Source organism: Lentzea albidocapillata subsp. violacea, assembly GCF_900100275.1.
In the GTDB taxonomy this organism is placed as follows: domain Bacteria; phylum Actinomycetota; class Actinomycetes; order Mycobacteriales; family Pseudonocardiaceae; genus Lentzea; species Lentzea violacea.
On the sequence record NZ_FNET01000007.1, the window covers coordinates 292,792 to 318,223 of the forward strand.

Below are 25,432 nucleotides of genomic sequence, written 5' to 3' on the forward strand. Positions count from 1 at the left end.
CGACTATCCCTGTCCTCTCAGCGACCTGCCAGTTCCGGGCGCAGCGCGTTCACCGGCGTGGCGGCGTCCGCGGCGTCCGAGACCGCTTCGGCGGCTGCCTCGCTCGCCTGCGCGACGTCCTTCTCCGCCTGCGCGGTGGCGGCTTCGACGGCGTCGTCGGTCCTGGCGGCGGCCGATCGCGGCAGCGTCTCGGAGAACGCCTTCGAGACGTCGCGCAGCGCGGTGGTGACCTCGCTCGGAATCACCCAGAACGTGTTGCCCTCTCCCTGCGCGAGCTTCGGCAGGACCTGGAGGTACTGGTAGGCGAGCAGCTTGGGGTCCGGGTCGTTGCGGTGGATCGCCTGGAAGACCTGGTCGATCGCGCGGGACTGGCCCTCCGCCTCGAGGATGGTGGCGGCTCGATGCCCTTCGGCGCGCAACACGGCGGCCTGCTTGTCACCCTCGGCCGTGAGGATCTGCGACTGCCGCTGTCCCTCGGCGGTCAGGATCGCGGCCCGCTTGTCGCGTTCGGCGCGCATCTGCTTCTCCATCGCCTCCTTGATGCTCTGCGGCGGATCGATGGCCTTGATCTCCACGCGGTTGACCCGCAGACCCCACTTGCCCGTCGCGTCGTCGAGCACGCCGCGCAACTGGTTGTTGATCGTGTCGCGTGAGGTGAGGGTCTTCTCGAGATCCATGGATCCCACGACGTTGCGCAGGGTGGTGACGGTGAGCTGTTCGACCGCCTGCAGGAAGCTCGCGATCTCGTAGGCGGCGGAACGAGGATCGGTGACCTGGAAGTACAGCACCGTGTCGATCTGCACGACCAGGTTGTCCTCGGTGATCACCGGTTGTGGCTGGAACGAGACCACCTGCTCACGCAGGTCGATCGGCGGGTAGACGCGGTCGATGTAGGGGATGACGAAGTTGAGACCGGGCGTGAGGGTGCGCTGGTACCGGCCCAGGCGTTCGACGTTGCGCGCGCGGGCCTGTGGCACGATGCGCACGGCGCGCAGGACGGTGAACGCCGCGAAAATCGCGAGCACGAGTCCGGCGACGAGCAGTGTGGACATGGCTCACTCCCGTGGGTAGACGACGGCGGTGCTGCCGTCGATGTGCAGTACGTCGACCGTGCGCCCGGCGGGGATGACGAGGGACTCGTCGTAGGGACGAGCCGTCCAGTCCTCACCGCGGAGACGCACCAGACCTTCGTGGTTGTTCACCTCGCGCAGCACGTAGCCGGACGCACCGACCAACGCGTCGACACCGAACTGTTCGAGCCGGGGCTGCAGCATCATTCGCCGCGCCCACGGCCTGACCAGCAGCACGCCCGCGGCAGACACGACGCTGAACACCATCAACTGGCCGGGAACCGGCAGGCCGATCGCCGCCGTCCCCGCCGTGACGACCCCCGCGACCGCGAGCATGCCGAGTGCCGCGGTGAGCGTGAAGATCTCGGCGATGGCCAGCCCCAGCGCGATGATCAGCCAGATGAGCCAGGGATCCATGGTGCGACCCTCCCTAGATGGAGGTACGCCTCAAACGTACGACGTCTCCCCACCATCGTCGGCCCGATACGGCCCGGCGGACAGGCGTCCGCCCGGCCAGTTGGACCGCCGTTGTCTGCCGGTGCCCGGCAATCAGGGCCAGCCGAGCAGGCGCGCCCCGAGCACCGCCACCTGAAGCGTGAACGCCTGGGCGGGATCGTCGGCGCGGTAGCCGGTCAGCTCGCGGACGCGGTCGAGGCGATAGGTGACCGTGCGTACGCCGATGCCGAGCGTGAGCGCGGTGGCGGTCGTGACTCGTCCGGAAGCGAAATACGCATCCAGCGTGTTCATCAGACGCTCAGCTCCTCCACGCGCCCCGTGCAACGGCTCGAGGACAGCGGTGACGAGCTCGCCGAGTGCCGCGCTGTCACGCAGAAGCACTTGGTAGACCAGGAGATCCGCGGCTTTGACGAACCGTTCGCCCAGATCGAGGCGGTCGGCGATGTCGAGGGCGTTGCGGGCCTGCTCGAAGGAACGGACCGCTCCGCCAGGACCGGACTGCGGCTGGCCGAGACCGACCCGCCACCGGGAGCTCCGTCCCACGACCTCGCTGACCTGACGCGCGAACTCCTCGGGTGCGCCGGCGAGGTCGTGCGGGACCACGCACACCAGGAGGCCCTCGCGCGCGGCCACGAGCACGTGGCGGGAGCTGAACCGCAGGCTCATCGCGGCCTGGACGCTAGACGTCGCCGCGCCCGAGTCGAGGAACGGCTGTGACGCGGACGCCGCCGCGACGACGTTCGTGCCGGCGAGCTGCAGCCCGTACCGCTCGGCACGTTCCGCGAGCTGGCCGAGATCGCGTCCGGTGAGCAGGTCGTCGATGAACTCGCGACGCAGCGACTCGTCCCTGCGCACGGTCCAGCGCTGGGTCTCCTCGTATCCCTTCGTCAGTTCGCCGACGGCGTCCTCCGCTGCCCGGAACACGGCTTCACCGATTCGTTTCAGGGCATCGGTGTTCTGGGCGGCGGCCACGCCCGGCAGGGTCGCCCATGATCGCCACATCTCCGCGAGATGCCCCTTGATCAGCTCGCGCAGCGGCACACCACGTTCCGCCGCGTCGGCACCCGCGCCGTGCAGGTCGTGGCGTTCCTTGGCCGAAAGAGTCCTCCCCGCCAGGCTGATCTCCCGGAGTGCCTGGACGAACGCCGCCACATCCGCGGGCACGTCGCCCGGTGCGGGTCCGGTCGATCGCCTGGCCATGTGTCCTCCGCGGAGTCAGGCGCGAGTGAGGGGCAGCGAACCTTTGCGTCCGCTGACAGCCCAACTGTTCCACTGATGTCAGGACGGGGTGGTCTTGAGCTTGCGGGCGAGACGTTCCGGCCTCGGCCAGCGGACGTGGGTGGCCCAGCCGAGCTTCTCGAAGACCCAGATCAGGCGTGCGGAGATGTCGAGCTGACCTCGGCGGACGCCGTGGCGGGCGCAGGTGGGGTCGGCGTGGTGGGAGTTGTGCCAGGACTCGCCCATCGACAGGATCGCCAGTGGCCAGAAGTTGGCGGACTTGTCACGCGCCTCGAACGGCCGGTCGCCGATCATGTGGCAGATCGAGTTGACCGACCAGGTGACGTGGTGCAGCACGGCGACGCGGACGAGACTCGCCCAGAAGAACGCGGTGAGCGCACCCCACCAGCTCCAGGTGATCAGACCTCCGGCGAGTGCGGGTGCGAGCAGTGTCGCGGCGGTCAGCGCGGGGAACCAGCGGTTGACGCGCTGGATGTCGGCGTCGGCCAGCAGGTCGGGCGCGAAGCGCGCGGCGTTGGTCAGTTGCCGCCGGAACATCCAGCCCATGTGGGCGTGCAGGAAGCCCTTTGCCAGCGCGAGGGCCGAGGTGCCGAAGAGCCATGGCGAGTGCGGGTCGCCTTCGCGGTCGGCGTAGGCGTGGTGGCGGCGGTGGTCGGCGACCCAGCCGATGATCGGGCCCTGCATGGCCATGCTGCCGGTGATCGCGAGCGCGATCCGCAGCGCGCGGTTGGCTTTGAAGGCTCCATGGGTGAAATAGCGGTGGAATCCGATCGTCACGCCGAGAGAGGTGAGGGTGTAGAAGAACACGGCGAGGCCGACGTCGACCCAGCCGAGGCCCCAGCCCCAGGCCAGTGGAATCGCTGCGGCGAGTGCCAGCGCCGGTATCACGACGAACATTTTGACCAGGAACATTTCGGTCGGGGACTTCTCGCCGGCCAGCATGGGCTGCGGCGCGGCATCTGTTCGGGGGACGATCGATTCGACTTTCGCACTCACGTTGTTACCTCCGGAAACAGCGACGTTCTCCGTCGTGCGGATACCCGTCGGCAACGGTGGTAATCGGTGTGAAAGGCCGGTGCCCCTCGGTCGGGGGATCGTCGAGGGGCACCGGGTCGGTGTCTCCGCCGGCATGCGTCAGCAGGCAGGAGCACGGTATGAGGTCAGATGGCGCGGACGGCGGTGGCCTGCGGGCCCTTGGGGCCCTGGGTGACCTCGAACTCGACGCGCTGGGCGTCCTCGAGGCTGCGGTAGCCGTCGCCGTCGATCTCCGAGTAGTGCACGAAGACGTCCGGTCCGCTCTCACGGGAGAGGAAGCCGAAGCCCTTCTCCGCGTTGAACCACTTCACGGTTCCCTGAGTCATTGTCTTTCTCCTTGCTGGTGCTGGGTGTGGGCGCCGCAGGATGCGGTTCCCAGGCCGGGTTCAGACGGCGACTTCTCCAGCTTGTCCTGCAAGAAAAAGAAAGAAGCGCCCGCAACATCGTTTCCGCGAGCGTGATGAACCACGAACACAAAACTCTACGACCACTCCGTACAACACCGCCGAGGCCGAATTAGTTCCCGTGGTGACACCGGGTGCCGTACGTCACCGGCAGCGGAGCGGTCGGCCAGTACGGCGGCGTGCAGCTCAGCCGCGGGCATGCGGGTACTCCAATGATCGATGCTGGAACGAGAGGATGCGCGGGTTCACGATGGTTCCCTCGCGGATCTCGACGGCACGCTGGATGATCTCGCTGGAGTCCCAGTCGCCGGTGAGCACCGAACGCAGGTGCGGCAGCAGCGCTTCGCTGATCTCCCAGGTCGCCGAGTTCCACAGGTAGGACGGGCTGTGGTCCACGCCGTAGTCGTCGCCGAGCACGGCGCCGGACAGGTGGTCAGATGTGTCAGTTGGCGGTTCGGCGTTCGAGGAAGACGGTGTCGCGCCACACGCCGTGGTGTTGCGCGATGCGTTCGCGGACGCCGAGGGTGCGGAAGCCCGCGGAGTGGTGCAGGGCAAGGCTTGCGCGGTTCTCGGGGAAGATCGAGGTCTGCAACGTCCAGAGGCCCGCGTCGTCGGCGGCATTGACCTGCTTGTGCACCAGGGCTTTGCCGACACGGCGGCCGCGGAAGTCCGTGCCTACGTAGACGGATGTCTCGGCGACGCCGGCGTAACAGTCCCGTGTGGACACGGCCGTGAGGGCGGCCCAGCCCGCGACCTTGCCGTCGATCTCGGCGATCCAGCGGTGCTCCGGTAGCCACTTGGCGTCGAGCGTCCTGCGCAGGGGTACTTCGGTTTCGAAGGTGGCGTCGCCGGTGGCGATGCCTTCGCCGTAGATGCGGCGCACGGCATTCCAGTCGGAGATCTCCAGCGGGCGCACCAGGACGTCTGCCGGAAGATTGTCGGGGCAGCACGGGCGCGGTGCGAGCACGCCCATGACGACGTCGGCGGCGTGAGGTAGACCGGTGCAGCACGACGGGTTCACGCTGACGTGGGTGGCGGTACCTTCCTTGTGCTGGCGCAGGAAGCCGACCTCGACCAGCTTGCGCACGTGGTGGGAGCAGGTGGACTGGCTGATGCCGAGCAGTTCGGTCAGCTCGCCGACGGTCATCGAGCGTGCCGCCGTGGCGACGGCGTGCAGGAGTCGTACGCGGGTCGGTTCGGCGAGGCACGCGAACCAGTCCGCGTAGGTCGCGGCGTCGTCGGTCGGCAGCACGGCCGCTGTGGTCGTCATGGCTGAAGTATCGACGCAAATCGATGGTTGCGTCAATCGATCCCGGTCGATAGAGTCCCTGGTGTTGATTCGAGATATGTCGATACAAGGGGTATGTCGTGAGCGAGTTGCCAGTCGTCGTGGTGGGTGCCGGGCCTGCGGGTTTGTCCGCGGCGGCGAACTTGGTCGAACGGGGCGAGCAGGTGCTCGTGCTGGAGGCGGGCGATCGCGCCGGTGCAGCCGTGTCGCAGTGGAACTACGTCCGGCTGTTCTCGCAGTGGAGCGAACTCGTCGACCCGGCGGCCGAGCGACTGCTGAAGGAGGCCGGCTGGGTGCGTCCGGACGGGGACGCGTACCCGAGCGGCGGGGAGTGGGTGGAAAGCTACCTCCGGCCGTTGGCCGAAGTACTGGGTGACAGGGTGCGGTTCGGTGCCCGAGTGGTGGGTGTGGCACGGCGCGGACGCGACCGGATCGTGGACTCCGGGCGCGAGGACGAGCCTTTGACCGTGCATGTGCAGACCGCCGAGGGGGAAGAGCGGATCACTGCGCGTGCGGTGATCGACGCTTCGGGCACCTGGGGCTCGCCGAACCCGCTGGGCGGAGACGGGCTTCCCGCGGTGGGGGAGAAGGCTGCGGCCGAGAAGATCACCTACCGGGTGCCGGACCTCGTGGCCGAACGCTCTCGTTACGCGGGCAAGCGGATCGCGGTCGCGGGCAGCGGGCACTCCGCGCTCACCGCGTTGGTCGTGCTGGCGGAACTCGCGGAGCAGGAGCCCGGCACGAAGATCGTGTGGCTGCTGCGCCGCGGTGCGGTCGGCAACGCGTTCGGTGGTGGGGAGGCCGACCAGTTGCCGGCGCGCGGTGCGTTGGGTCTGCGGGCGAGGAAGGCGGCTGAGGCCGGGTACGTCGAGACCGCCACGGGGTTCCGCACCGCTGCGATCGAACGTGCGGCGGACGGCAGTCTCACCCTGGAGTCGTTCGACGGCCACCAGGTCGAAGGCATCGACGAGATCGTTGTGCTGACCGGGTTCCGGCCTGATCTGTCGTGGCTGTCGGAAGTCCGGCTCGACCTGGACCCGGTGCTGCAGGCGCCGTCGAAGCTCGCGCCGCTCATCGACCCCAACGTGCACTCGTGCGGCACCGTCTACCCACACGGCGAGGCTGAGCTGCGCCACCCCGAGCCGAACGTCTACCTGGTCGGCATCAAGAGCTACGGCCGCGCGCCGACGTTCCTGTCGCTGACCGGCTACGAGCAGTCGAGGTCCGTGGTGGCCGCGATCGCCGGCGATCACGAGGCCGCCGGACGTGTTGAGCTCGTGCTGCCGGAGACCGGGGTGTGCGGTGGCGCGGGCGTGTTCGACGCACCGGAGGAGCCGAAGAACGAGGGTGGTTGCTGTGGCTCGCCGGAGCAGGGGGAACTGACGGTCGGCCTCGCGTCCAGTGCACGCTGACACGACGGCGCGGCCGGCTCGGTACCGGCGGTGTTCGTCGTGCTGGGTGTGACCGGGGTGCCGGCGGCCGTGTTGCCGACCGCCGGCGTTCCGCGTCAGTCGAGCAGCTCGGCGACCAGGCCGCGCACGCGGCGGTCGATGTCGTCGCGGATCGGACGGACCGAGTCGATGCCCTGGCCCGCCGGGTCGTCGAGCTGCCAGTCGAGGTAGCGCTTGCCGGGGAACACCGGGCAGGTGTCGCCGCAGCCCATGGTGATCACGACGTCGGAGGCTTCGACGTCCTCGGTCGTGAGCTTCGAGGGGACCTCGGCGGTGATGTCGAGCCCCCACTCGGCCACGGCGGCCGCGGCCGCCGGGTTGACCTTCTCCGCGGGCTCGGATCCGGCCGAACGCACGCTGATCCGCCCCATGCCGTAGTGCTGCAGCAGTGCCGCGGCCATCTGGGAGCGGCCCGCGTTGTGCACGCAGACGAACAGCACCTCGGGGGTCTTGGACACGGTCATCTCCTCGTTGCGGTGGTTCTCATGATGCGTGATCCAGGTGAACAGCGGTGTCTCAGTCCTGGAGAAGTTCGGACAGCAGGCCGCGGATGCGGCGGTCGATGTCGTCGCGGATCTCCCGCACGGTGTTCAGCGGCGCGCCCGCCGGGTCGGCGACGTCCCAGTCGAGGTAGCGCTTGCCGGTGTGGACCGGGCAGGTGTCGCCACATCCCATGGTGACCACGACGTCGGCGGCGCGCACGACCTCGTCGGTCAGCGGCTTGGGGAAAGCCTCGGTCAGCTCGATGCCGAGCTCGGCCAGCGCGTCGGTGACGGTCTGCGGGATGGCGCCGGTCGGTTTGCTGCCCGCCGAGCGCACGGAGACCTTGCCGAACGCGTGGTGCTCCAGCAGTGCGGCGGCGATCTGGGACCGGCCGGCGTTGTGGACGCAGACGAACAGGACCTGCGGCACGGTGATGGTGGTCAGGCCGTCGGCGCGGCCCTGGTCGGTCAGCCGCTGCCTGGTGAAGCGCGCGGTCAGGACCGGCAGGTAGGTGGTGACGGTGGCGTTCTCGGCGAGCAGGTTGTAGGTCTCGTCCACGACCTTGGCGACGGTCTCGCGGCTGAACACGCCGTGGAACTTGTCGGAGAGTTCGTCGGTGATCCGGAGCAGCTGGGCGGTGAGCTCGTGCTGAGGGAGTCCGCTTGTGCGGGACATCAGATCTCCTTGGACCGAAGTATGTCGATGCAGATCACACCCCGTGTATCGACTTTTGTCAATTCAACCGGTTATGGTCATCGTCATGACGAGCCCGGACCGGACGCTGCTCGACTCGACGACCGCCGCACGCCTGTTCAAGGCACTCGGCGATCCGATCCGGGTCGAACTGGTCGGGCTGGTGCGGCGGACCGAGGAGCAGGAGGCGTGCTTCTGCGACCTCGCCGACCAGTTCGACATGCCGCAGTCCTCGCTGAGTCACCACCTCAAGATCCTCGTCAACGCCGGTGTGCTCAGCCGGGAGCGGCGCGGCACCTGGAGCTGGTACCGCATCGACAACGCCGCCATCGACACCCTGGCCGCCGTGCTGGCGCCAGGGGGACCGCTGCGCGACAGCAGCGCCTGCTGCGACTGACCTGACGGAGAACCTGTTGAGCACCAAGCAAACCGCGGCACCGGACGTGTTGCACCGACTGTCCTTTCTGGACAGGTTCCTGCCGGTATGGATCGGCGTCGCCATGCTCGCCGGCCTGCTGCTCGGCCGCGGCGTTCCGGGCCTGCAGGGCGTGCTGGACGCCGTGAAGGTCGACGGCGTCTCGTTGCCGATCGCCCTGGGCCTGCTGCTGATGATGTACCCGGTGCTCGCGAAGGTCCGCTACGACAAGCTCGACACCGTCACCCGTGATCGCCGCACGATGGTGCTGTCGCTGGTGCTGAACTGGGTGCTGGGTCCGGCGCTGATGTTCGCGCTGGCCTGGATCTTCCTCGCTGATCTGCCGGAGTACCGGACAGGGCTGATCATCGTCGGCCTCGCCCGCTGCATCGCCATGGTCATCATCTGGAACGACCTCGCCTGCGGCGACCGCGAGGCCGCCGCCGTGCTGGTGGCGTTGAACTCCGTGTTCCAGGTGGTCATGTTCGGTGTGCTCGGCTGGTTCTACCTCGACCTGGTGCCCGGCTGGCTCGGTCTGGACACCGCGTCGGTGGACTTCTCCGCGTGGGAGATCGCCAAGTCCGTGCTCATCTTCCTCGGCATCCCTCTGCTGGCCGGCTACCTGAGCCGCAAGCTGGGGGAGCGGACCCGTGGCCGGGAGTGGTACGAGTCCAAGTTCCTGCCGCGGGTCGGTCCGATCGCGTTGTACGGCTTGCTGTTCACGATCGTCATCCTGTTCGCGCTGCAGGGCGAGACCATCACGAACAAGCCGCTCGACGTCGTGCGGATCGCGCTGCCGCTGCTGGTCTACTTCGCGATCATGTGGGCCGGTTCCTACGCGCTGGGCAAGGCGTCCGGACTCTCCTACGAGCGGACCACGACACTGGCGTTCACCGCCGCGGGCAACAACTTCGAGCTCGCCATCGCCGTCGCGATCGGGGTGTTCGGCGTGACCTCCGGGCAGGCCCTGGCGGGTGTGGTCGGCCCGCTGATCGAGGTGCCCGTCCTCGTCGCGCTCGTCTACGTCAGCCTCTGGTTGCGTCGTCGCTGGGCGGCTCGTGCTCAGGTCTGACGTCGTGGTGGCCGGCGGCGGCCAGGCAGGGCTGGCCGCCGCCTTCTACCTGCGCCGAGCGGGCATCGACCACGTGGTGCTCGACGCGCGACCTGTGCCAGGTGGGGCATGGCCGCTCACGTGGGACTCGCTGCGCCTGTTCTCCGTCGCCCGTCACAGCTCGCTGCCCGGCTGGCCCATGCCGTCCTTTCCGGACGGATACCCGACCGCACAGCACGTCGTCGACTACCTCGCGGCCTACGAGAAGCGCTACGACATCCCCGTCCAGCGGCCCGTCCAGGTCACCTCGGTGACGCACGACGGCGACCGCCTGCTGGTGCACACCGACTCCGGCACTTGGTCGGCACGGCACGTCATCAGCGCGACGGGCACCTGGTGGCGACCCTTCCGGCCTCTGATGGACCTGCCCGGCCGCCAGTTGCACACCGTCGACTACCGCGACCCGCACGAGTTCGCCGGCCAGAAGGTGGTCGTGGTCGGCGGCGGCAACTCCGGCGCGCAGATCGCCGCCGACCTCATCCCGCACACCGAGCTGACCTGGATGACGCGCCGGCCGCCGCGGTACATGCCGGACGAGATCGACGGCAAAGCGCTGTTCGACATCGCCACCCGGCGCGGCGGCGTCAGCGAACTCGGCGACATCGTGGCCGTACCTTCCGTTCGCGAAGCCCGCGACAACGGACTGCTCGTGGCCGTGCCGACGGACGTCGAAGCCTTGTCCGGAGCCGACGTCGTCGTGTGGTGCACCGGCTTCCGCCCTGCCCTGAGCCACCTGGCTCCGCTGCGTGTGCGCGCCGCCGACGGTCGCGTCGCGGTGGACGGTACGACCGCCACCGGGGAGCCGCGCCTGCACCTGCTCGGCTACGGCGGCTGGACCGGACCCGCGTCGGCGACGCTCATCGGGGTCGGGCCGACCGCGAAGGCAACGGTCGCGAAGATCGCGCTGACGCTCAGGCCGTGACCGGCTGCCGCACGCTGCTCAGCATCGCGGCCATCCGGTCGGTCGTCTCCGGGCGCACCCAGTAGTAGACCCACGTGCCCCGGCGCTCGCAGTCGACCAGACCGGCCTGCCGCAGCAGCTTGAGGTGATGCGAGATCGTCGGCTGGGACAGCTCGAACGCCGGCGTCAGCTCGCAGACGCAGACCCCGCCTTCGGACCGGGAAGCGATCATCGACAGCAGCCGCAGGCGCACCGGGTCGCCCAGCGCCTTGAACATCCCCGCCAGCTCGGCCGCCTGAACCGCTGCCAGTCGGTCTTCCGGCAGCGGCTCGCAGCAACCGGCCTCTTGCTTCGACATATTTCAATATTGACGGCACTTCGGGTTTCGCGCAACAATACATAGACAAACTTCGATACAGCTTGGAGGAACCTCTCATGAGTGAGCAGACTGAGCTGCGCGAGACCGTCCGTGCCCGCTACGCCGCAGCCGCGACCGCCGTCGTCCAGGGCGGGGGCGGCTGCTGTGGACCGCAGGCCGTGGAGGTCGACGAGACCTTCGGCGCCACGCTCTACCCGGCGGCCCAGCGCGACGAACTCCCAGCCGAGGCCGTGGCCGCCTCACTCGGCTGCGGCAACCCCATCGCCGTCGCCGAACTCCGCGAGGGTGAGCGAGTTCTGGACCTGGGCTCTGGTGGTGGCATCGACGTCCTGCTCTCGGCCCGCCGCGTCGGTCCGACCGGCAAGGCCTACGGCCTGGACATGACCGACGAGATGCTCGCGCTCGCCCTGTCCAACGCGGACAAGGCCGGCGCCACCAACGTCGAGTTCCTCAAGGGCAACATCGAAGACATCCCGTTGCCCGGCAACACCATCGACGTCGTCATCTCCAACTGCGTCATCAACCTCTCCGTCGACAAGCCCGCCGTGTTCGCCGAGACCTTCCGCGTCCTGCGTCCCGGTGGCCGTCTCGGTATCTCCGACGTCGTCGCCGACGACCACCTCACCCCTGCCGAGCGAGCCGACCGCGGCTCCTACGTCGGGTGCATCGCCGGAGCACTCACCTTCACCGAGTACCGCGAAGGCTTGCAGGCCGCCGGCTTCACCGGCATCGAGATCACTCCGACGTTCGAGGCCGCCGATGGCATGCACGGAGCCATTGTTCGTGCGGTGAAGCCACTCGGCATCGAGTCTGCCGGTGCACCAGCGCCGGCGCAGAGTGAAGCGTCTTGCTGTGGCGTCAGCGCCTGCTGCACGTCCGGTGAGCAGTCGGTCGACCCGGCCGTCACCGTCACGGAGGCCAAAACGGCGTCGGGATGTGGCTGTCAGAGCTAGCGGCTGCGACTTACAGCCGATCAAGAGTCACCGTCGAGCACCTTGCGGAGCTTGGCGGACGCCTTGAGCCGCCACGCCTGCTCGACCAGTTCTGCCAGCTGGCCGGGGTCGACCTTCGCCAGGTCGACGAGGATCGCTCCGTACCCGTCGTAGTGCGGTGTCGTGTAGAAGGCTGCGTCACCGGTCGCGAGCAGCGCTGCTTTCTCGTCCAGCTCGCACATCAGCACGAGCCCGCCTTCGGCCTCGGTCCGCAGGCGCGCGAAGCCCTTCCCGGCCACCTTCAGCGATGGTGTCCGGTGCCAGGTCGCTTCCTCGACCTCGGGCAGGCGCGACGCCATCGTCACTACGTCATCCCAGCTAGGCATGCGTGCATCGTCGCAGCAGCCGGGTGCATCCGCCTTGGACGAATGGAAACAGGCAGCGTGAATCTTGCGGCTGTGAGTGACTTGCATCCGGTACCCAGGTACAGGCTTACCGTCGATGCATGAGCGCAGAACCTGAGCTTTGGGCCCCGCAAGCCTGCACGTTGCCCACCGCGGCACGTCCGCTGCGTGTCGCCGAGTTCGACGAGTTGTTCACGGAGGCAGTGCGTGGGGTCCGGCGCATGGGCGCGACTTCCGTGTCGATGGACCTCACCCCGAGCCCTGAGGTGGCTGCGCGCGCGGCCGAACTCGCTGTCCGGGAGGTTGGCTGCTGTTCGTTCTTCACCTTTGGCTTGATCGTGACCGGCGGCAGCCTGTGCTTGGAAATCACCGTTCCAGAGCAGCACGCCGATGTGCTCGAGGCGCTTGCGGCACGGGCTGAAGGGGCGTCGGCATGACCGGGCTGCGTGCGGGGGAGATTGCCGACGCGGCGGGCGTGAACCGGCAGACCCTGCGGTACTACGAGCGCGTCGGGCTGCTGACCGAGCCGGACCGGACGTTGGGCGGGCACCGGATGTATCCGCCGGAGACGGTGACCGTCATCCGGGTCATCAAGGCCGCCCAACGACTCGGGTTCACTCTCGACGAGGTCGCCGAACTGCTCGATCTTGGCGCGCATCGGCATGGCAGGACCGGGTTGCAGGTGAGAGCGAGCGCGAAACTCGCCGAGGTCGAGGCCAGGATCGAGGACCTGGGACTCATCCGGGACACGCTGCGAGCGGCGGTGGCGGCGGGTTGTGACGACCTCATCGCCTGCTCGCACGTCCCGTCCTGTCCGTTGCCGTTCGCCGGTCCTGCGGAAGGGAAGGCCAGGCGGCTCTCACTGAGGGAGATGGATCGGGGTGCCGGGGCCGACGGGGATATCGGCGAAGTAGAAGACGGCGAGCAGCGCGGCCCAGAACACCCAGAACGGGATGACATAGATCGACAGACGCGCCATCAGCGTGCCGAGCCCGGTGCCCGGTTGGTACTTGCGGACGAAGGTGAGCAGGACCAGGAGGTAGGGATTCATCGGGGTGATGATCTGGGTGGCGGAGTCTCCGATTCGGAACGCGGCCTGAACGAGGCCAGGCTCGAATCCCAGCAGCAGGAAGGCTGGAATGAACACCGGCGCCATGAGGGACCACATGGCGGAGCCGGAGATGATGAACAGGTTGAGCAGTGAGGCCAGCGCGACGAACAGCAGGATGCCACCGAATCCGGTCAGGCCGAGTGCGGTGAGGGCTTCGGCGCTCTTGACCGCGAGCAGGGATCCCACGTTCGTCCAGGAGAACAGGGCGATGAACTGGGAGACCGCGAAGATCAGCACGATGTAGCCCGCGACCTCCTTGACCGAGTCGGCCATGAGCCTGGGTACGTCACGATTGGACGTCACGGCGCGGATGCTGATGCCGTAGACGATGCCCGTGGCCATGAAAGCGACGAACAGGATGGGCACGAGGCCGCTCAAGAACGGGGAGGGGACGAACGCGCCGTTGTCGCCGCGAAGCGGGCTTCCCGGCACGAGCCATCCTCCGAAGACCACGAGAAGGTAGACCGCGAGGGTGATCAGGGCATTGCGCAGGCCCCGGCGTTCGACCGGGTCGAGCCCGCTTGCCACCTCGTCGTCGCCGGCTTCGAGGTCCTGGTAGGTACCCAGGCGGGGTTCGACGATGTGGGCGGTGATCCAGCCGCCCACGAACGGCAGCACCAGCCCGGAGGCTGCGGTGAAGAACCAGTTCATCGCGATGTGGGTGTCGATGCCCGCGCCCATCGGCAGGATGTCGACCGCTTTGCTGGTGATCCCGGCCAGCAGCGCGTCGGAGCTGCCCAGCAGCAGGCCGGCCCCGTAACCACCGCTGACGCAGGCGAAGCCGCCGATGAGCCCGGCGACGGGGTGTCTGCCGGCCTCACGGAACAACAGCGCGGCCAGCGGCGGGATGACGATCATCGACACGTCGGACATCACGTGTGCCTGGAAACCGACGAATGCCACGGCGTAGGGCAGGACCCGGCCGGGGACCCAGGTCAGAGCTGCCCGGACGACGGCCTTGAGCAGGCCGGTTCGTTCGGCGACGCCCACGGCCATGAGCATGAGCAAGACGTTGCCCAGTGGCGGGAACTCGATGAAGTTCTCGATCATCTTGGTGATCAGGAACTCGGCTCCGTCGCCGGTGAACAGTCCTCGGATGGCGATCGGTTTGCTCGTGCCGGGGATGGTCACCGTGGTGCCGAAGGCAGCGAAGACAGTGGATACGACCGCGAGGACGGCGAAGAGATAGACGAAGAGCATGAAGGGATCCGGCAGGCGGTTGCCGACCCGTTCGATACCTTCGAGAGTGGAGGAGAAGACCCGTTTCGCCGGTCGGGTCCAAGGTGGCTTGGCCATTGCTGTCTCCGTTGACGTCAAGGTAGCTGGGCTGAGGTGTGCGGGACATGCCCAACCCGAGGACGGCGCCGTTCTCGCGCGCTCAGTGTGCGCACCGAACCGCCGTTTCCCGGGCACCAGGGCCGGTCAACCCGGTTCGGTTGACAGGTCTGCTCGGGATCCCCGCGGCGGGGAGCCAAGGCGGTGTGAGTCGCCGGGATGTGGGATGCGGATGAGCTCGTCGAGGACCTCCAGAGCCACGGCCATGGCGGATTCATCGATGTCGAACGACGGGTGGTGGTGGGGCGCACGGTGGTCGGCGCCGACCACCGCGTAGGTGGCCATGCCACCGTTCTGCTGCACCGCGCGCGCGAACAGGCTGGCGTCGTCGCTGCCGTTCATCCGCCACAGCGCAGGTGCGGCGGAGTCGCCGAGGAGTTCGGCCGCGACCCGTCCGACGGCGTCGACGAGCGGACGGTCGCAGCGCATGGTGGTGGACCCACCGGTGCGGTGCAGTTCCAGCCTCAGATCGTGCATCGCCGCGGCGCCGTGCAGCCGGGTCTCGATGCGTTCGGTGAGGTCCTCGCAGACGGCACTGTCGGTCGACCGGGCTTCCAGGGTCATCTCCGCCCAGGACGGCACGATGTTGACGTTGTCGCCCGCGCGCAGCGTGCCGACGTTGATTCGGGTGTCCGCGGTCGAGTACCGCGGCAGCGCCATCACGGCCAGCGCCGCGCTTGCGGCCCCGAGCAGTGCGTTGCGTCCCTCCTGGGGAGACAGCGCCGCATGGGCGGCGGCGCCGGTGAAGGTCGCCCGCAGTTTGGTCGTGGCCAGCATGCCCTCGACTCCACCGGCGACCACTCCGGTGGGCAGGTCCAGACCCAGGTGCAGCGCAACGAACCTGTCCACCCCGTCGACCGCCCCGGCGGCGAGCATCGAAGCCGCACCCCGGCCACCTTCCTCGGCGGGCTGGAACAGCAACCTCACTCGCCCGGCGAAGCCGCGATCGGCGACGAGCCGCTCGGCCAGAGCCAGCCCGATCGCCGTATGCCCGTCGTGGCCGCATGCGTGCATGAATCCATCCGCGCAGCGAAATCCCGCGGCCGCTGGAACGTGGGCGGGCTCATCCGACTCGGTCAGCGGCAGCGCGTCCATGTCGAACCTCAGCGCCCAGGTGGGGCCCGGAAGATCACCCTCGATCTCGCACACCACCGCCGTCCCGTGCGCGGCGGCGAACTCCGCGAGCGCGGCATCCGCTCCAGCGGCGACGGCACGAGCGGCGAATCGGTCCCGCTGATCAACGCTCGGATAGTCGCTCACGGCTCCGGTACGCATCGCATCGCGGCCGGTGCGGGGCTCGATCCCCAGCGCACGCAGCCACGTGACCACGATCGTCGAGGTGCGGATCTCCAGGAAGGCGGGCTCGGCATGTCGATGGAGGTCGCGACGCACAGCCACGAGTTCGTCGTAGGTCATCTGTCCGTGCTCCCGAATCTGCATGGTCTTAGAGCGTGATGGCGGATGACGAGAGTGTGGACATCGTTGAATCACGGGTGCAAAGATGCTCGGAACTGTTCAACCGGGGTGATCATTTGCAGGATTCGTCCACACTTGACGAGCTGGATCTCGCGTTGATCAACGCCATCCAGATCGCACCCCGCGCCGCCTGGTCGACGATCGGCCGGGCGCTGGAGCTGAGCCCCACCACAGCCACCCGGCGATGGCAGCGCATCACCGACAACGGGCTGGCGTGGGTCACCACCTATCCCCGCCTGAAGGTATGGGCGCGAAACCACTGCATGGCCTGCGTCGAAGTCGACTGCGCTCCCGCCGAACGTGACCACGTCGTCGCAGCCCTGGCGCAGCAGCCGCAGGTCATCTCGCTGCACCAGGCCAGCAGCGGACGTGACCTCTTCGCCCTGGTGATGACGGCCGACCTGCACGCGCTGTCCCGCTTCGTGCTGGAGCAACTGAACAAGCTCAGCGGCGTCCATCGCGTCCGCACACATCCGGTGACCCAGGTCTACGGCGAAGGCAGCACCTGGCGGCTCAACGCCCTCACACCCGCACAGCGGACCTACCTGACCAGACACGCACCGCCTGGGAACGCGGACAGCGAGATCCTGCCCGAGCGCTACCGCGAGCTACTGCTCGCACTGGGAGGCGACGGCCGCCGATCGATAGCCCAACTCGCGAGCCTGTCGTCGACCAGCCTCTCCACCACGCGCCGGCGCCTGCAGCGCGTCCTCCATGAGGGCATGATCACCCTGCGCTGCGAAGTAGCCCAGAACATCGCGGGATGGCCCGCCTCCGCCATCCTCTGGGCCCGAGTCCCACCCGACCACCTCGACGCCGCCGCCAGGACCCTGGCCACCCTGCCCGAGCTCCGGTTCTGCGCCGCCATCACCGGCTCGAACAATCTCGTCATGATCGTCTGGCTGAACTCGGCCAGTGATCTGCTACGGCTGGAAACCAGCCTCGCCGAACGCCTCCCGACAATGACGCTCACCGAGCGCGCCATCACTTTGCGTCAGTCCAAACGCCAGGGGTGGCTGCTCGACGACGTCGGCCGCGCCACCGCCGTGATCCCCATCGACCCCTGGCACGAGATCGAAGCACCAACGCCTGCCTGACGAAGGCCCAGTTCGGTGGAGACTCGTCACGTTCACTCGGTGGGCGTAACGGTCAGCACCCCGCAGGTCGATCACCGCCAGGTTCCATCAGTCCACAAAGGATGGTTGAGAGGAACCGGCAATGAAGGCCCGTCTGGCGGCTTGCTCCACGTGCTCGGCACCGTCGAGGTGCCGGTACCGGCCATCATCGAGGGCCATTCGTGGGCGAGCACCGCGCGGGTTCTGCGTGGGCGTTGCTCACGTCCAGATTGCTCATACCCTCGACGCGGAACGTGACGCAGGAGCGGCGCAGGTACTGCAGCACGGTCCGCTGCAGCGACGGATCGAAATGGCAGCCCTCCTGCCTCCTGCGGGTGACCATGGCTCCTCCTAAGGATTTGGCAGGGTGATCCTCGTGTCCAGTCCGTCGCTCCACCGCAGCACGACGTCGTCGCCGCGCACGGTGATCACGGGGTTGCTGATGGCGACGCGGCTCCGGTCCAGGCGCACGGCCGCGGCGACCACGTCACCACACGCGACGGGGTCGCCGGTGCCGAGCCACGGAACGGCGGCGAACTTGCCCAGAGGTGACACGCCGCCTTCGGTGTGCACGCCTGCCTGGTCCAGGCCGCGCAGGCCGCACAGCGAAGAACGCACGTGCGCGTCGGTCACCACAATCTGGCAGCGCGCCGGGGTTTCGGCGCGTGGCCGGGTGTCGGCGGCGACGGGCCAGCCGGACAACCGCAGCCGGGCGTCGGTCTCGCCGTCGACGCGCACGATGCGGATCTCCACGCCGTCGCGCACGACCGAGACCACCAGCAGCGGAGGTCCTTCCACTGTCTCGCCATCGCGGCCGGAGCCGTGGTCGGGTGAGTTGTCCGCGCCGGTGTCGACCCAGCGCACCGGGCCATGGGAACCGCCGGCGAGGACGCTACCGGGCAGCTCGTGGAGGAACAACGTCCGGAAGCCCGCGCGGTGGCTGGCCGCACCCGCGGCGTTGAGCAGCACCACCGAGTTGTCCACCAGCCGCTCCAGTGGCGGCATCGTCGCGGTGGAATAGCCCAGCCTGGCGTACAACGGGGAGTCCGTGCGCCGGTCGCCGGGCAGCGCGTGGTCCGTGCCGTGGTTGACCACGGTGACGATGCCGTCGGCGCGGTTGCCCGACACCAGCCAGCCCGGCGCGGCGATCACGCGGGTGAAGTCCTTCGACTCCACCGGCAGCGGACGTTCCACGTCCGTCCACACGGGATGGTCGGCGGGCAGGGCCAGCCCGAGCATGCCCTTGGCGGCCCAGTAGGGCGACCCCGGCCCGGAGTACGCCTGGCGGATCGCGGGCCAGCCGCCGTGCCAGCCGAGGCGCAGCAGGCCGTCCGGTTCGAGCGAGCCGTTGTCGACGAAGTGTTTCAGCACACCGGACGCGGCCCGGCGCAGCAGTCCCGGCGGTGGCCCGGGCACGCCAGTCATCGCGGCGACCCAGAACGGCGCCGCGGCCGCGAACCGGTAGGTGAGGCTGCGGCCCTGCATGAGCGGCGAACCGTCGGCGCCGGTCAGCGCCACCGCGTCCCGCAGGTACCGCGAGAGATCATCGGACCAGGTGCGGCGTACTTCCTGCGGGCACAGCGAATCGGGCACGTCGAACAGGTGCGTCCACAGCAGCGGGTACAGGTGCAGCGCCCAGCCCGTGTAGTGGTCGTACGCGCGTTCCTCGCCGTCGCTGAGCCATCCGCCCGGCCGCCGGAACGACGCGTGCAGGGCGAGATCGTGCTCGATGTCCTCTGTGGACCAGGGGCCGCCGGCCTCCCGCAGGAACGACTCCACGACGATGCGGAACCACACCCAGTTGATCGGCGGGTACGGCTGGCCGACCACGGTGCCCAGCCACTCGACCACCCGTTCGCGTACGTCGTCGCCGAGGTGGTCCCACAGCCACGGTTTGGTCAGCTGCAGCACCAGCGCGATCGACGCCGCCTCGACCTTGGCCTGGCCCAGCTCGTCCGGTCGTGGCCAGGCCTCTGGCGAATGCGGGTCGGTACCCGCGGCCAGACCCCAGGCGTAGCGCTCCAGCAGCGCGGGATCGCCGCCGCCCGCGACCCGGAAGCCGGCGAGCAGGAACGTGCGCGCGAAGCCTTCCAGCCCGTCGGAGACCGGGCCGTAACGGCTCGGTGCGCCGGGCAGGTCGATCCGCGCACACCTCGGGGACCAGTACTGGTTGACGGCGTCGAGCATCTGGTCGGCGACGGCTTCCCAATGCGCGCGGGTCCAGCCCGTGCGCGGGGAGAGGAAGCGGTTCGCCGGTGGCAGCGTTGTCATGCCTGCACTGCCAGCCCGTGCCGGGTGACCGGTTCGACCGGGGCCAGACCCACGACGTAGCGCTCCAGCTCGTCCAGTGCCGCCGCGGCCATGAGCCGCGTCTCCGAGCCCAACGACCCTGCGACGTGCGGTGTGATCACCACGTTGGGCAGGTCGTACAGCGGTGACGACGCGGGCAGCGGCTCCGGCTCGGTCACGTCCAGCACCGCGTGCAGGCGTCCCTTCGCGCACGCCTCCTCCAGCGCGGCGGTGTTCACAAGGGACCCACGGGCGGTGTTGAGCAACGTGGCGTGGTCCGGGAGCACGGCCAGTTCGGCCGCGCCGATCAGGTGACGGGTCTCCGGCAACGCGGGTGCGTGCAGGCTCAGCACATCGGCCTGGGGGAGCGCCTCGGCGAGCGGGACGAGCTCCGCGCCCGCGGCCCGCACCAGCTCGGGATCCACGACGGGGTCGACCACCAGCACCCGGCCGAGGTCGAGCCGCCGCACCAGATCCACCACCCGGCGGCCGACCCTGGAGAACCCGACCAGCACGATCGTCCGGTCCAGCCCGGACAGCTCCCCGCGCAGCTCGCGGTAGGACCAGTCCTCGCGGAACCGGCGTGCGTCCGCAGCCAGGAACGGCACCTTCTTGAACGCCCACAGGATCGCCGCGACGGCGTACTGGGCGACGGGCTCCGCGTTCACGTGTGCCGCCGTGGTGACGAGGACACCGCGATCGAACACGGCGTCACCGACATGCCCGCGCACGCTGCCCGCCGCGTGCAGGGCGGCGCGCAGGTTCGGCGCCGCCGCCAGCACGCCGGAGTCGATCGGCGGGCAGCCCCACGAGGTGATCAGCACCTCGACGTCGGCGAGGCGGCGGCGCACGGCCGGTGCGGAGAAGTCGTGCACCACCAGGGGATCGCCGAGCGTTGCCAGCGCGCGCAGCCGGTCCAGCTCCCGTGGCCCGAACTGCAGGCCGAACACGTCGGGGCTCATCGCGAGCAGAACCTCTGGCCGATGACCGATCACTTGACGCTCCCCGCCGCGAGGCCCGTGCGCCACTGCCGGTTGAGCACCAGGAACGCCACCACCAGCGGCAGCACCGCCAGCAGCGAACCGGTGATCACCAGCGGGGTGTACTGGGGGAACTGGTTCTGCCGTGTGCTCCACTGGAAGAGCCCGAGGCTGAGCGGGAAGAGCTTCGGGTTGGTCAGCAGGACCAGCGGCAGGAAGAAGTTGTTCCAGATCCCGATGAACTGGAACAGCAGCACGGTCACCACACCGGGCCGCATCATCGGCAGCGCCACGGTGAAGAACGTGCGCAGCTGGCCAGCGCCGTCGACCCTGGCCGCCTCCAGCACCTCGTCCGGCACCGCCGCGTCGGCGTAGACCTTCGCGAGGTAGACGCCGAACGGGTTGGTGAGCAACGGGATGAACACCGCCCAGAACGTGTCCACCACCCGCAGTTCGGAGGCGAGCAGGTACATCGGCAGCGCCAGCACCGTCGTGGGCACGAGCACGCCGGTCAGCGTCAGCGCGAACAGCAGCCGCCTGCCGGGAAAGCTCGTCTTGGCGATGGCGTAGCCGCAGGCGGCGCAGATCAGCGCACCGAGCACCGCTCCGCCGCCCGCGTACAGCACGGAGTTGAGCAGCCAGTGCCAGAAGATCCCGTTCTCCTGCGCGAACAACGCCTTGATGTTGGCCCACAGGTTCCACTGGCCGAACTCGAACGCACCGGTCGTGGAGAAGTCGCCGAGCGACTTGGTCGCCGAGGTGGCGAGCCACACCAGCGGCAGCAGGCTGTACAGCGCCGCGATGACCAGGACCAGGTGCACGGCCGGTGTGGAAACCCAGCGCGACTGCCTGTCCACAATGGACGTGCTCATCGCGACCTCCTCGTAGAGAAGCGCATGACGACGGCGGACAGCACCGCGCAGATCACCGCGAGCAGCACCGACGCCGCGGCGGCGCGCCCGTTGTCACCGGCGACGAACGCGGCCTCGTACACGTACATGCTCGGCGACCAGGTGCTGGTCACCGTGCCGGTGAAACCCCTGAGCACCATGGGTTCGGTGAAGACCTGCAGCGAGCCGATGACGGTGAACACCACCGCCACGAAGATCGTCGGGCGGATCACCGGGATCTTGATCGACCACGCCGTACGGATCCCTCCGGCACCGTCGGCCCGTGCCGCCTCGACGATCTCCCTGGGGACGGCCTGCAGCGCGGTGTAGAAGATGATCATGTTGTAGCCCACCCACTGCCACGTCGCGATGTTCGCGATCGCCGGCAGCACGGCGTTGTCGCTCAACGGGTCGATGCCCAGCAGGTTCTTGATCGGGCCGATCGTGGGGCTGTAGAGGTAGGCCCAGATCAGACCGCCGATGACCACCGGCACCGCATAGGGCACGAAGACCGCGAGCGACCACAACCGCCGCAACCGCACCACGGCGGAGTCCAGCAGCAGCGCCAGGACCAGCGCGCCGATCAGCATGCTCGGAATGTGCACCAGTGCGAACAGCGCGACGTTGCCCAGACCTGCGTGGAACGCCTCGTCCACGATCACCGAGGCGTAGTTGCCGAGCCAGGCGAACACGTGCTCGGGACCGGAGAAACCCAGGCCCTGCAGGCGTTCGGTGAACAGGCTGAGGTACAGCGCGTACAGCACGGGAACCAGCACGGTGCCCACCAGCAGCACCAGGAACGGTACCGCCAGCACCAGCCCCGCGAAGTCCTTCCCGCGGGTCCTGACGGCCGGTGCCATGGACGGCTCGTCCAGCACGGGTGCGCGCTCCGGCGCGAGGACGCTCATGCCGTTCTCCCTTCCCGCACCGAAAGTCCCTTGGCGCGCATGTCGGCCACGGCGTGCTGCTGGATCTTCCGCAACGCGTCGGGCAACGTCGTTCCGCCGCTGCGAACCGGTCCGAACGCATCGGAGATCGTCGAGAACAACCGCAGGGCGTTCGGTCCCCACGTCCAGTCCGGCACGCGCTTCGCGGCCTCGTCGAGCACGTCGTAGACGGCGTCACCGAGGAAGTAGCCGCCCTTGTAGGTCTGCCGCGCGATGGCCCGGTTGGGCAGGTGCGCGGGGAACGGCGTGGTGAAGGTGCTGCCGATCCTCGGCACCTCGGGGTTCGTGCTGAGCCAGCGCAGGAACGTCATCGCCGCCTCGGGCGCCTTGCTCTCCGCGGAGACACCGAACGCCGTGCCGCCCTGCACTCCGTTGGCCGGCGTGCCGTTCCACGTCGGCATGGTCGCCATCGCCCAGCGGCCGGTGTCCTTGGGAATGGACCTGCCCAGCGTGCCGACGCTCCAGGAGGCACCGAGCAGGCCCCACAGCTTGCCGTCGTGCATCCCGGCGATCCAGTCCTGCGTGCCGTGCACGACCCCGGCGACGAGGTTCTCGGAGATCATCGACTGCCAGAACGAGCCGGTGCGCAGCGTGCCCTCACCGGCGATGTCGACCGCCCACGTGTCACCCTCCGCGGTCCACCACGGATCGCCTGCCTGCCAGGACATTCCGGCGAAGAACGAGCCGTCGTTGAGCGGGAACGAGCAGATCCGCGCCTGCGGGTCCACCTGCTTCACCGCGGCGGCCGCGGCGCGGAACTCGTCCCACGTGCGCGGCAGCGCTATGCCGTGCTGGTCGAACAAGTCCTTGCGGTAGTAGAGAACCATGGGCGCGATGTCCATCGGCACGCCCCACGTCCGGCCGTCCGGACGCACGCCGCGCCATGCCGCGGGCGAGTACTGGCTCTCGAGATCGGCCATGTCCGCGGTGAGGTCGCGCAGTCCGCCGGTGAGCAGGATCTGCGGCAGACCCTGGTACTCGACGTGCAGCACGTCCGGTGCGTTGTGCGCCCTGATCGCGTTGGTCTGCTGGGCGTAGCCGCCGGACAGGCCCGCCGCGATCACCCGCAGGTCGACGAACACGTCCTTCTGCGCGGCGTTGAACGCGGCGACGTACTTGTCCATGCCGGTCAACCAGGACCAGATGGTGACCGTGGTGGCGCCGGCCGGCGCGGCGCCCGCCGTGCAGCCGCCGGCGAGACCAGCCGCGCCCAATGCGGCGGTGGTGCGCAGAAAGCCGCGGCGCGAGAGGCCAGGGCTCCGCAGCGCTGGGGAAAGCTCCATTGCTGACCCTCCTGCTGGAGTGATGTGGCACACCTCAACGCGTGGCACACTCACCGGTCAACGAAACGATCAGAAACGATCGGGAGCGATCAGTAGGGAACGATGACCGAGAAGTTGGCTGTTCAGCGCCATGAGCTGATCCTGCGGGCCGTACGGGCGCACGGCACCGTCCGCTTGCCGGAACTGGTGGAGCTGCTCGGCGTGTCGGCGGTGACCGTGCGCCGGGACGTGACCGCGCTCGCCGACCGCGGTCTGGTGGTGCGCGTGCACGGCGGGATCACCATGCCCCGGCACGCCGAGCCCTTCCCGCGCGGACCGCAGTCCGTTGTCGGCCCGGCACCGACGCACCCGCTGGTCGGCATGGTGGCGCCCTCGGTCGAGTACTACTGGCCCGCGGTGATCCAGGGCGCGCAGACCGCCGTGGCCGCGGCGGGTGGACGGCTGGTGCTGCGCGCGTCCAGCTACGACGCGGGCGAGGACCGCCGCCGGGTGCACGAGCTGCTCGACCGCGGCGTGCAGACCCTGCTGGTGGCACCGAGCACGAGCGGCCGCGCGGGGGTCGAGCTGATGCGCTGGCTCGGCGCGCAGACGGTGCCGGTCGTGCTGGTCGAACGGCTGCCGCCACCGGAGCTGCCCACGATCGCGCTGGACGCGGCGGTGACCGACCACGCGATCGGCGCCGGTCTCGCCGTACGGCACCTCGCCACGCTCGGCCACCGCCGCATCGGACTCGTCACCTCCCGGCAGAGTCCGCACAGCGACGCCATCCGTGCGGGCTGGACCACCGCCGTGTCCTCGCTGGAGTTGCCCTTCAACGGTGTTCCCGCGCTCGACGTGCCGACCTACGGCTCTCCACAGTGGACACGCGCGGTGGACCAGGTGATCGACGAGTGCCTGTCCGCCGACGTGCACGCCGTGCTGGTGCACGCCGACCGTGAGGCGATCGGGGTGCTCGAACGCGCGCGCGACCGGGGCCTCAGCGTGCCGGCCGACCTCGCCGTGGTGTCGTACGACGACGAGGTGGCTGCGGCGTCCGACCCGCCGCTGACGGCCGTGCGGCCGCAGAAGCACCGGCTCGGCGCGCTCGCCGCGCAACTCGCGCTCGCCAGGCTCGCCGACCCGCTGGACCGGCCGGTGCACCGGGTCGTGCTGTGGCCGACGTTGACGGTGCGGGAGTCATGCGGGACCGAGGCGGGGCCGGCCTGACGCGGCAGGAGTCATCGCACCGTCACGGGGATCGTGGGGGAGTAGTGCAGTCTGCCGTGGGCAGCCACCTGCAGGAGCGCCCACCAGTGCGCGCCGCGCCGTGCGGTGGCTGCCGCGGCGGCCGTGACCGGCACCGTGATCTCGCCTGCCGGGCCGGGCGGTCACCTCGCCGGTGAACTCGGTGAACGCGCCGGGGGCGAGGACGTAGTCCCACGACTGGTACTCGGTGAACTCGACGCGTCCCCTGGCGGGAGCGCCGCTGCAGGTGACGGTGATCCGCACCTGGCCGGTGGCACCGGGTGCCAGCCGGAGGTGGGACGGCGTGACGTGCACGGTCACCGGCAGGTTGCTGATGGGAGCGGGACCCGTGTTGTGGCGCCAGTAGCGGGCGTGCTCGTGCGCGCGCCGTTCTTCACCGCGCTGGTCGGTCATCCGGCCGGCGACGTTGCCGGTGAGCCGGTGCTGCGGCTCACTGCACCGTGCACTGTTAACGCTAACATCTCCGCGACTTAAGCCTCCGTTACGTTCTGTTGCGTATT

The 25,432-nt window shown here is 69.0% G+C and carries 27 protein-coding genes and 1 pseudogene; 9 read left to right on the forward strand and 19 right to left on the reverse strand.

Annotated elements, in window-relative coordinates:
* Positions 1 to 17: 17 nt before the first annotated feature.
* The 7 genes from BLR21_RS18605 to BLR21_RS18635 all read right to left on the reverse strand — a co-directional run bounded on the left by BLR21_RS18605 (position 18) and on the right by BLR21_RS18635 (position 5,474).
* The gene (locus tag BLR21_RS18605) at positions 18 to 1,052 is read right to left on the reverse strand and encodes an SPFH domain-containing protein (protein WP_030481109.1); all 1,035 of its coding nucleotides are present in this window, start codon (positions 1,050 to 1,052) and stop codon (positions 18 to 20) included.
* A 3-nt stretch (positions 1,053 to 1,055) separates the two neighbouring features.
* Complete coding sequence (locus BLR21_RS18610) at positions 1,056 to 1,487, reverse strand: NfeD family protein (RefSeq protein WP_090007069.1); 432 nt, start codon at positions 1,485 to 1,487, stop codon at positions 1,056 to 1,058.
* Between the two features lie 132 nt (positions 1,488 to 1,619).
* Positions 1,620 to 2,726, reverse strand: coding sequence for a PucR family transcriptional regulator (locus BLR21_RS18615; protein WP_090007070.1), 1,107 nt, complete (start codon positions 2,724 to 2,726; stop codon positions 1,620 to 1,622).
* Positions 2,727 to 2,804: 78 nt separating this feature from the next.
* The gene (locus BLR21_RS18620; RefSeq protein WP_090007071.1) at positions 2,805 to 3,707 is read right to left on the reverse strand and encodes an acyl-CoA desaturase; all 903 of its coding nucleotides are present in this window, start codon (positions 3,705 to 3,707) and stop codon (positions 2,805 to 2,807) included.
* A gap of 218 nt (positions 3,708 to 3,925) precedes the next feature.
* On the reverse strand, positions 3,926 to 4,126 hold the full coding sequence (locus BLR21_RS18625) for a cold-shock protein (protein WP_030481105.1): 201 nt from the start codon (positions 4,124 to 4,126) through the stop codon (positions 3,926 to 3,928).
* A gap of 264 nt (positions 4,127 to 4,390) precedes the next feature.
* On the reverse strand, positions 4,391 to 4,621 hold the full coding sequence (locus BLR21_RS18630) for a hypothetical protein (RefSeq protein WP_256334770.1): 231 nt from the start codon (positions 4,619 to 4,621) through the stop codon (positions 4,391 to 4,393).
* Between the two features lie 25 nt (positions 4,622 to 4,646).
* Positions 4,647 to 5,474 carry a helix-turn-helix domain-containing GNAT family N-acetyltransferase gene (locus BLR21_RS18635; protein WP_090007072.1) on the reverse strand — a complete coding sequence of 276 codons (828 nt, stop codon included), beginning with the start codon at positions 5,472 to 5,474 and terminating at the stop codon, positions 4,647 to 4,649.
* A 98-nt stretch (positions 5,475 to 5,572) separates the two neighbouring features.
* Here BLR21_RS18635 and BLR21_RS18640 point away from each other — a divergent pair, with 98 nt between their 5' ends.
* Positions 5,573 to 6,904: an FAD-dependent oxidoreductase gene (locus BLR21_RS18640; protein ID WP_090007073.1), complete on the forward strand. Its 1,332-nt coding sequence runs from the start codon at positions 5,573 to 5,575 to the stop codon at positions 6,902 to 6,904.
* A 95-nt stretch (positions 6,905 to 6,999) separates the two neighbouring features.
* Here BLR21_RS18640 and BLR21_RS18645 read toward each other — a convergent pair whose 3' ends face one another.
* Positions 7,000 to 7,401 (reverse strand): arsenate-mycothiol transferase ArsC, encoded by a 402-nt coding sequence (locus BLR21_RS18645; protein WP_090007155.1) that lies wholly within the window; start codon positions 7,399 to 7,401, stop codon positions 7,000 to 7,002.
* 58 nt (positions 7,402 to 7,459) lie between these two features.
* Positions 7,460 to 8,101, reverse strand: a complete 642-nt coding sequence (locus BLR21_RS18650; RefSeq protein ID WP_090007074.1) for an arsenate reductase/protein-tyrosine-phosphatase family protein — start codon at positions 8,099 to 8,101, stop codon at positions 7,460 to 7,462.
* Between the two features lie 85 nt (positions 8,102 to 8,186).
* On the opposite strand from BLR21_RS18650, the gene BLR21_RS18655 reads away from it, so the two are divergent.
* The 3 genes from BLR21_RS18655 to BLR21_RS18665 are packed head-to-tail and all read left to right on the forward strand — an operon-like array spanning position 8,187 to position 10,567.
* Positions 8,187 to 8,516: an ArsR/SmtB family transcription factor gene (locus BLR21_RS18655; protein ID WP_256334771.1), complete on the forward strand. Its 330-nt coding sequence runs from the start codon at positions 8,187 to 8,189 to the stop codon at positions 8,514 to 8,516.
* A gap of 16 nt (positions 8,517 to 8,532) precedes the next feature.
* A complete protein-coding gene (gene arsB, locus BLR21_RS18660) occupies positions 8,533 to 9,606 on the forward strand; it encodes an ACR3 family arsenite efflux transporter (protein ID WP_090007076.1) in 1,074 nt (357 codons plus the stop codon).
* Positions 9,593 to 10,567 carry an ArsO family NAD(P)H-dependent flavin-containing monooxygenase gene (locus BLR21_RS18665; protein ID WP_090007077.1) on the forward strand — a complete coding sequence of 325 codons (975 nt, stop codon included), beginning with the start codon at positions 9,593 to 9,595 and terminating at the stop codon, positions 10,565 to 10,567. Before arsB ends, BLR21_RS18665 begins: the two co-directional genes overlap by 14 nt.
* Here BLR21_RS18665 and BLR21_RS18670 read toward each other — a convergent pair.
* On the reverse strand, positions 10,557 to 10,904 hold the full coding sequence (locus BLR21_RS18670; RefSeq protein ID WP_090007078.1) for an ArsR/SmtB family transcription factor: 348 nt from the start codon (positions 10,902 to 10,904) through the stop codon (positions 10,557 to 10,559). The two genes, BLR21_RS18665 and BLR21_RS18670, sit on opposite strands and share 11 nt — an antisense overlap.
* Positions 10,905 to 10,981: 77 nt before the next feature.
* Between BLR21_RS18670 and arsM the strand changes: the two genes are divergently transcribed.
* Complete coding sequence (gene arsM / locus BLR21_RS18675; protein ID WP_090007079.1) at positions 10,982 to 11,878, forward strand: arsenite methyltransferase; 897 nt, start codon at positions 10,982 to 10,984, stop codon at positions 11,876 to 11,878.
* A gap of 20 nt (positions 11,879 to 11,898) precedes the next feature.
* Here the strand turns inward: arsM and BLR21_RS18680 are convergent, their stop codons facing one another.
* Positions 11,899 to 12,243 (reverse strand): MmcQ/YjbR family DNA-binding protein, encoded by a 345-nt coding sequence (locus tag BLR21_RS18680; RefSeq protein WP_090007080.1) that lies wholly within the window; start codon positions 12,241 to 12,243, stop codon positions 11,899 to 11,901.
* A 119-nt stretch (positions 12,244 to 12,362) separates the two neighbouring features.
* Between BLR21_RS18680 and BLR21_RS18685 the strand changes: the two genes are divergently transcribed.
* A complete protein-coding gene (locus BLR21_RS18685; RefSeq protein ID WP_090007081.1) occupies positions 12,363 to 12,698 on the forward strand; it encodes a hypothetical protein in 336 nt (111 codons plus the stop codon).
* A pseudogene (locus tag BLR21_RS44695) lies at positions 12,695 to 13,009 on the forward strand (MerR family transcriptional regulator); the annotation flags it as partial. The gene BLR21_RS18685 and the pseudogene BLR21_RS44695, both read left to right, overlap by 4 nt.
* Positions 13,010 to 13,120: 111 nt before the next feature.
* Here the strand turns inward: BLR21_RS44695 and BLR21_RS18695 are convergent.
* Together BLR21_RS18695 and BLR21_RS18700 are read right to left on the reverse strand one after the other, a co-directional pair.
* Entirely contained in the window at positions 13,121 to 14,668 is a 1,548-nt protein-coding gene (locus BLR21_RS18695) for an AbgT family transporter (RefSeq protein WP_090007082.1), read from the reverse strand.
* A gap of 126 nt (positions 14,669 to 14,794) precedes the next feature.
* On the reverse strand, positions 14,795 to 16,147 hold the full coding sequence (locus BLR21_RS18700) for an amidohydrolase (protein ID WP_256334772.1): 1,353 nt from the start codon (positions 16,145 to 16,147) through the stop codon (positions 14,795 to 14,797).
* Positions 16,148 to 16,239: 92 nt separating this feature from the next.
* Between BLR21_RS18700 and BLR21_RS18705 the strand changes: the two genes are divergently transcribed.
* Complete coding sequence (locus BLR21_RS18705) at positions 16,240 to 17,280, forward strand: Lrp/AsnC family transcriptional regulator (RefSeq protein ID WP_256334773.1); 1,041 nt, start codon at positions 16,240 to 16,242, stop codon at positions 17,278 to 17,280.
* A 369-nt stretch (positions 17,281 to 17,649) separates the two neighbouring features.
* Here BLR21_RS18705 and BLR21_RS18710 read toward each other — a convergent pair whose 3' ends face one another.
* From BLR21_RS18710 to BLR21_RS18730, 5 genes are read right to left on the reverse strand one after another with little or no spacing between them, the layout of a single operon-like run.
* Entirely contained in the window at positions 17,650 to 19,569 is a 1,920-nt protein-coding gene (locus tag BLR21_RS18710) for a DUF2264 domain-containing protein (protein ID WP_090007084.1), read from the reverse strand.
* A complete protein-coding gene (locus BLR21_RS18715) occupies positions 19,566 to 20,549 on the reverse strand; it encodes a hydroxyacid dehydrogenase (protein ID WP_176929694.1) in 984 nt (327 codons plus the stop codon). The genes BLR21_RS18710 and BLR21_RS18715 overlap by 4 nt, the downstream gene beginning before the upstream one ends.
* Positions 20,550 to 20,578: 29 nt before the next feature.
* The gene (locus BLR21_RS18720; protein ID WP_176929695.1) at positions 20,579 to 21,439 is read right to left on the reverse strand and encodes a carbohydrate ABC transporter permease; all 861 of its coding nucleotides are present in this window, start codon (positions 21,437 to 21,439) and stop codon (positions 20,579 to 20,581) included.
* On the reverse strand, positions 21,436 to 22,365 hold the full coding sequence (locus tag BLR21_RS18725) for a carbohydrate ABC transporter permease (protein ID WP_090007085.1): 930 nt from the start codon (positions 22,363 to 22,365) through the stop codon (positions 21,436 to 21,438). Before BLR21_RS18725 ends, BLR21_RS18720 begins: the two co-directional genes overlap by 4 nt.
* Positions 22,362 to 23,687 carry an extracellular solute-binding protein gene (locus BLR21_RS18730; RefSeq protein WP_090007086.1) on the reverse strand — a complete coding sequence of 442 codons (1,326 nt, stop codon included), beginning with the start codon at positions 23,685 to 23,687 and terminating at the stop codon, positions 22,362 to 22,364. The genes BLR21_RS18725 and BLR21_RS18730 overlap by 4 nt, the downstream gene beginning before the upstream one ends.
* A 102-nt stretch (positions 23,688 to 23,789) precedes the next feature.
* Here BLR21_RS18730 and BLR21_RS18735 point away from each other — a divergent pair, with 102 nt between their 5' ends.
* Positions 23,790 to 24,893, forward strand: coding sequence for a substrate-binding domain-containing protein (locus tag BLR21_RS18735; protein WP_090007087.1), 1,104 nt, complete (start codon positions 23,790 to 23,792; stop codon positions 24,891 to 24,893).
* Here the strand turns inward: BLR21_RS18735 and BLR21_RS18740 are convergent.
* Positions 24,864 to 25,325 (reverse strand): hypothetical protein, encoded by a 462-nt coding sequence (locus BLR21_RS18740; RefSeq protein WP_090007088.1) that lies wholly within the window; start codon positions 25,323 to 25,325, stop codon positions 24,864 to 24,866. The genes BLR21_RS18735 and BLR21_RS18740 overlap by 30 nt on opposite strands.
* Positions 25,326 to 25,432: the final 107 nt, after the last annotated feature.

What these genes read in the sequence shown, in the direction of transcription:
- BLR21_RS18695 (WP_090007082.1), bottom strand. Translation starts at nt 14,668, where the DNA reads ATGGCCAAGCCACCTTGGACCCGACCGGCGAAACGGGTCTTCTCCTCC.
- BLR21_RS18680 (WP_090007080.1), bottom strand. Translation starts at nt 12,243, where the DNA reads ATGCCTAGCTGGGATGACGTAGTGACGATGGCGTCGCGCCTGCCCGAG.
- BLR21_RS18730 (WP_090007086.1), bottom strand. Translation starts at nt 23,687, where the DNA reads ATGGAGCTTTCCCCAGCGCTGCGGAGCCCTGGCCTCTCGCGCCGCGGC.
- BLR21_RS18615 (WP_090007070.1), bottom strand. Translation starts at nt 2,726, where the DNA reads ATGGCCAGGCGATCGACCGGACCCGCACCGGGCGACGTGCCCGCGGAT.
- BLR21_RS18670 (WP_090007078.1), bottom strand. Translation starts at nt 10,904, where the DNA reads ATGTCGAAGCAAGAGGCCGGTTGCTGCGAGCCGCTGCCGGAAGACCGA.
- BLR21_RS18610 (WP_090007069.1), bottom strand. Translation starts at nt 1,487, where the DNA reads ATGGATCCCTGGCTCATCTGGCTGATCATCGCGCTGGGGCTGGCCATC.
- BLR21_RS18685 (WP_090007081.1), top strand. Translation starts at nt 12,363, where the DNA reads ATGAGCGCAGAACCTGAGCTTTGGGCCCCGCAAGCCTGCACGTTGCCC.
- BLR21_RS18725 (WP_090007085.1), bottom strand. Translation starts at nt 22,365, where the DNA reads ATGAGCGTCCTCGCGCCGGAGCGCGCACCCGTGCTGGACGAGCCGTCC.
- BLR21_RS18710 (WP_090007084.1), bottom strand. Translation starts at nt 19,569, where the DNA reads ATGACAACGCTGCCACCGGCGAACCGCTTCCTCTCCCCGCGCACGGGC.
- BLR21_RS18735 (WP_090007087.1), top strand. Translation starts at nt 23,790, where the DNA reads ATGACCGAGAAGTTGGCTGTTCAGCGCCATGAGCTGATCCTGCGGGCC.
- BLR21_RS18650 (WP_090007074.1), bottom strand. Translation starts at nt 8,101, where the DNA reads ATGTCCCGCACAAGCGGACTCCCTCAGCACGAGCTCACCGCCCAGCTG.
- BLR21_RS18715 (WP_176929694.1), bottom strand. Translation starts at nt 20,549, where the DNA reads ATGAGCCCCGACGTGTTCGGCCTGCAGTTCGGGCCACGGGAGCTGGAC.
- BLR21_RS18720 (WP_176929695.1), bottom strand. Translation starts at nt 21,439, where the DNA reads ATGAGCACGTCCATTGTGGACAGGCAGTCGCGCTGGGTTTCCACACCG.
- BLR21_RS18620 (WP_090007071.1), bottom strand. Translation starts at nt 3,707, where the DNA reads ATGCTGGCCGGCGAGAAGTCCCCGACCGAAATGTTCCTGGTCAAAATG.
- arsM (WP_090007079.1), top strand. Translation starts at nt 10,982, where the DNA reads ATGAGTGAGCAGACTGAGCTGCGCGAGACCGTCCGTGCCCGCTACGCC.
- BLR21_RS18605 (WP_030481109.1), bottom strand. Translation starts at nt 1,052, where the DNA reads ATGTCCACACTGCTCGTCGCCGGACTCGTGCTCGCGATTTTCGCGGCG.
- BLR21_RS18700 (WP_256334772.1), bottom strand. Translation starts at nt 16,147, where the DNA reads ATGCAGATTCGGGAGCACGGACAGATGACCTACGACGAACTCGTGGCT.
- BLR21_RS18625 (WP_030481105.1), bottom strand. Translation starts at nt 4,126, where the DNA reads ATGACTCAGGGAACCGTGAAGTGGTTCAACGCGGAGAAGGGCTTCGGC.
- BLR21_RS18655 (WP_256334771.1), top strand. Translation starts at nt 8,187, where the DNA reads ATGACGAGCCCGGACCGGACGCTGCTCGACTCGACGACCGCCGCACGC.
- BLR21_RS18740 (WP_090007088.1), bottom strand. Translation starts at nt 25,325, where the DNA reads ATGACCGACCAGCGCGGTGAAGAACGGCGCGCGCACGAGCACGCCCGC.
- BLR21_RS18635 (WP_090007072.1), bottom strand. Translation starts at nt 5,474, where the DNA reads ATGACGACCACAGCGGCCGTGCTGCCGACCGACGACGCCGCGACCTAC.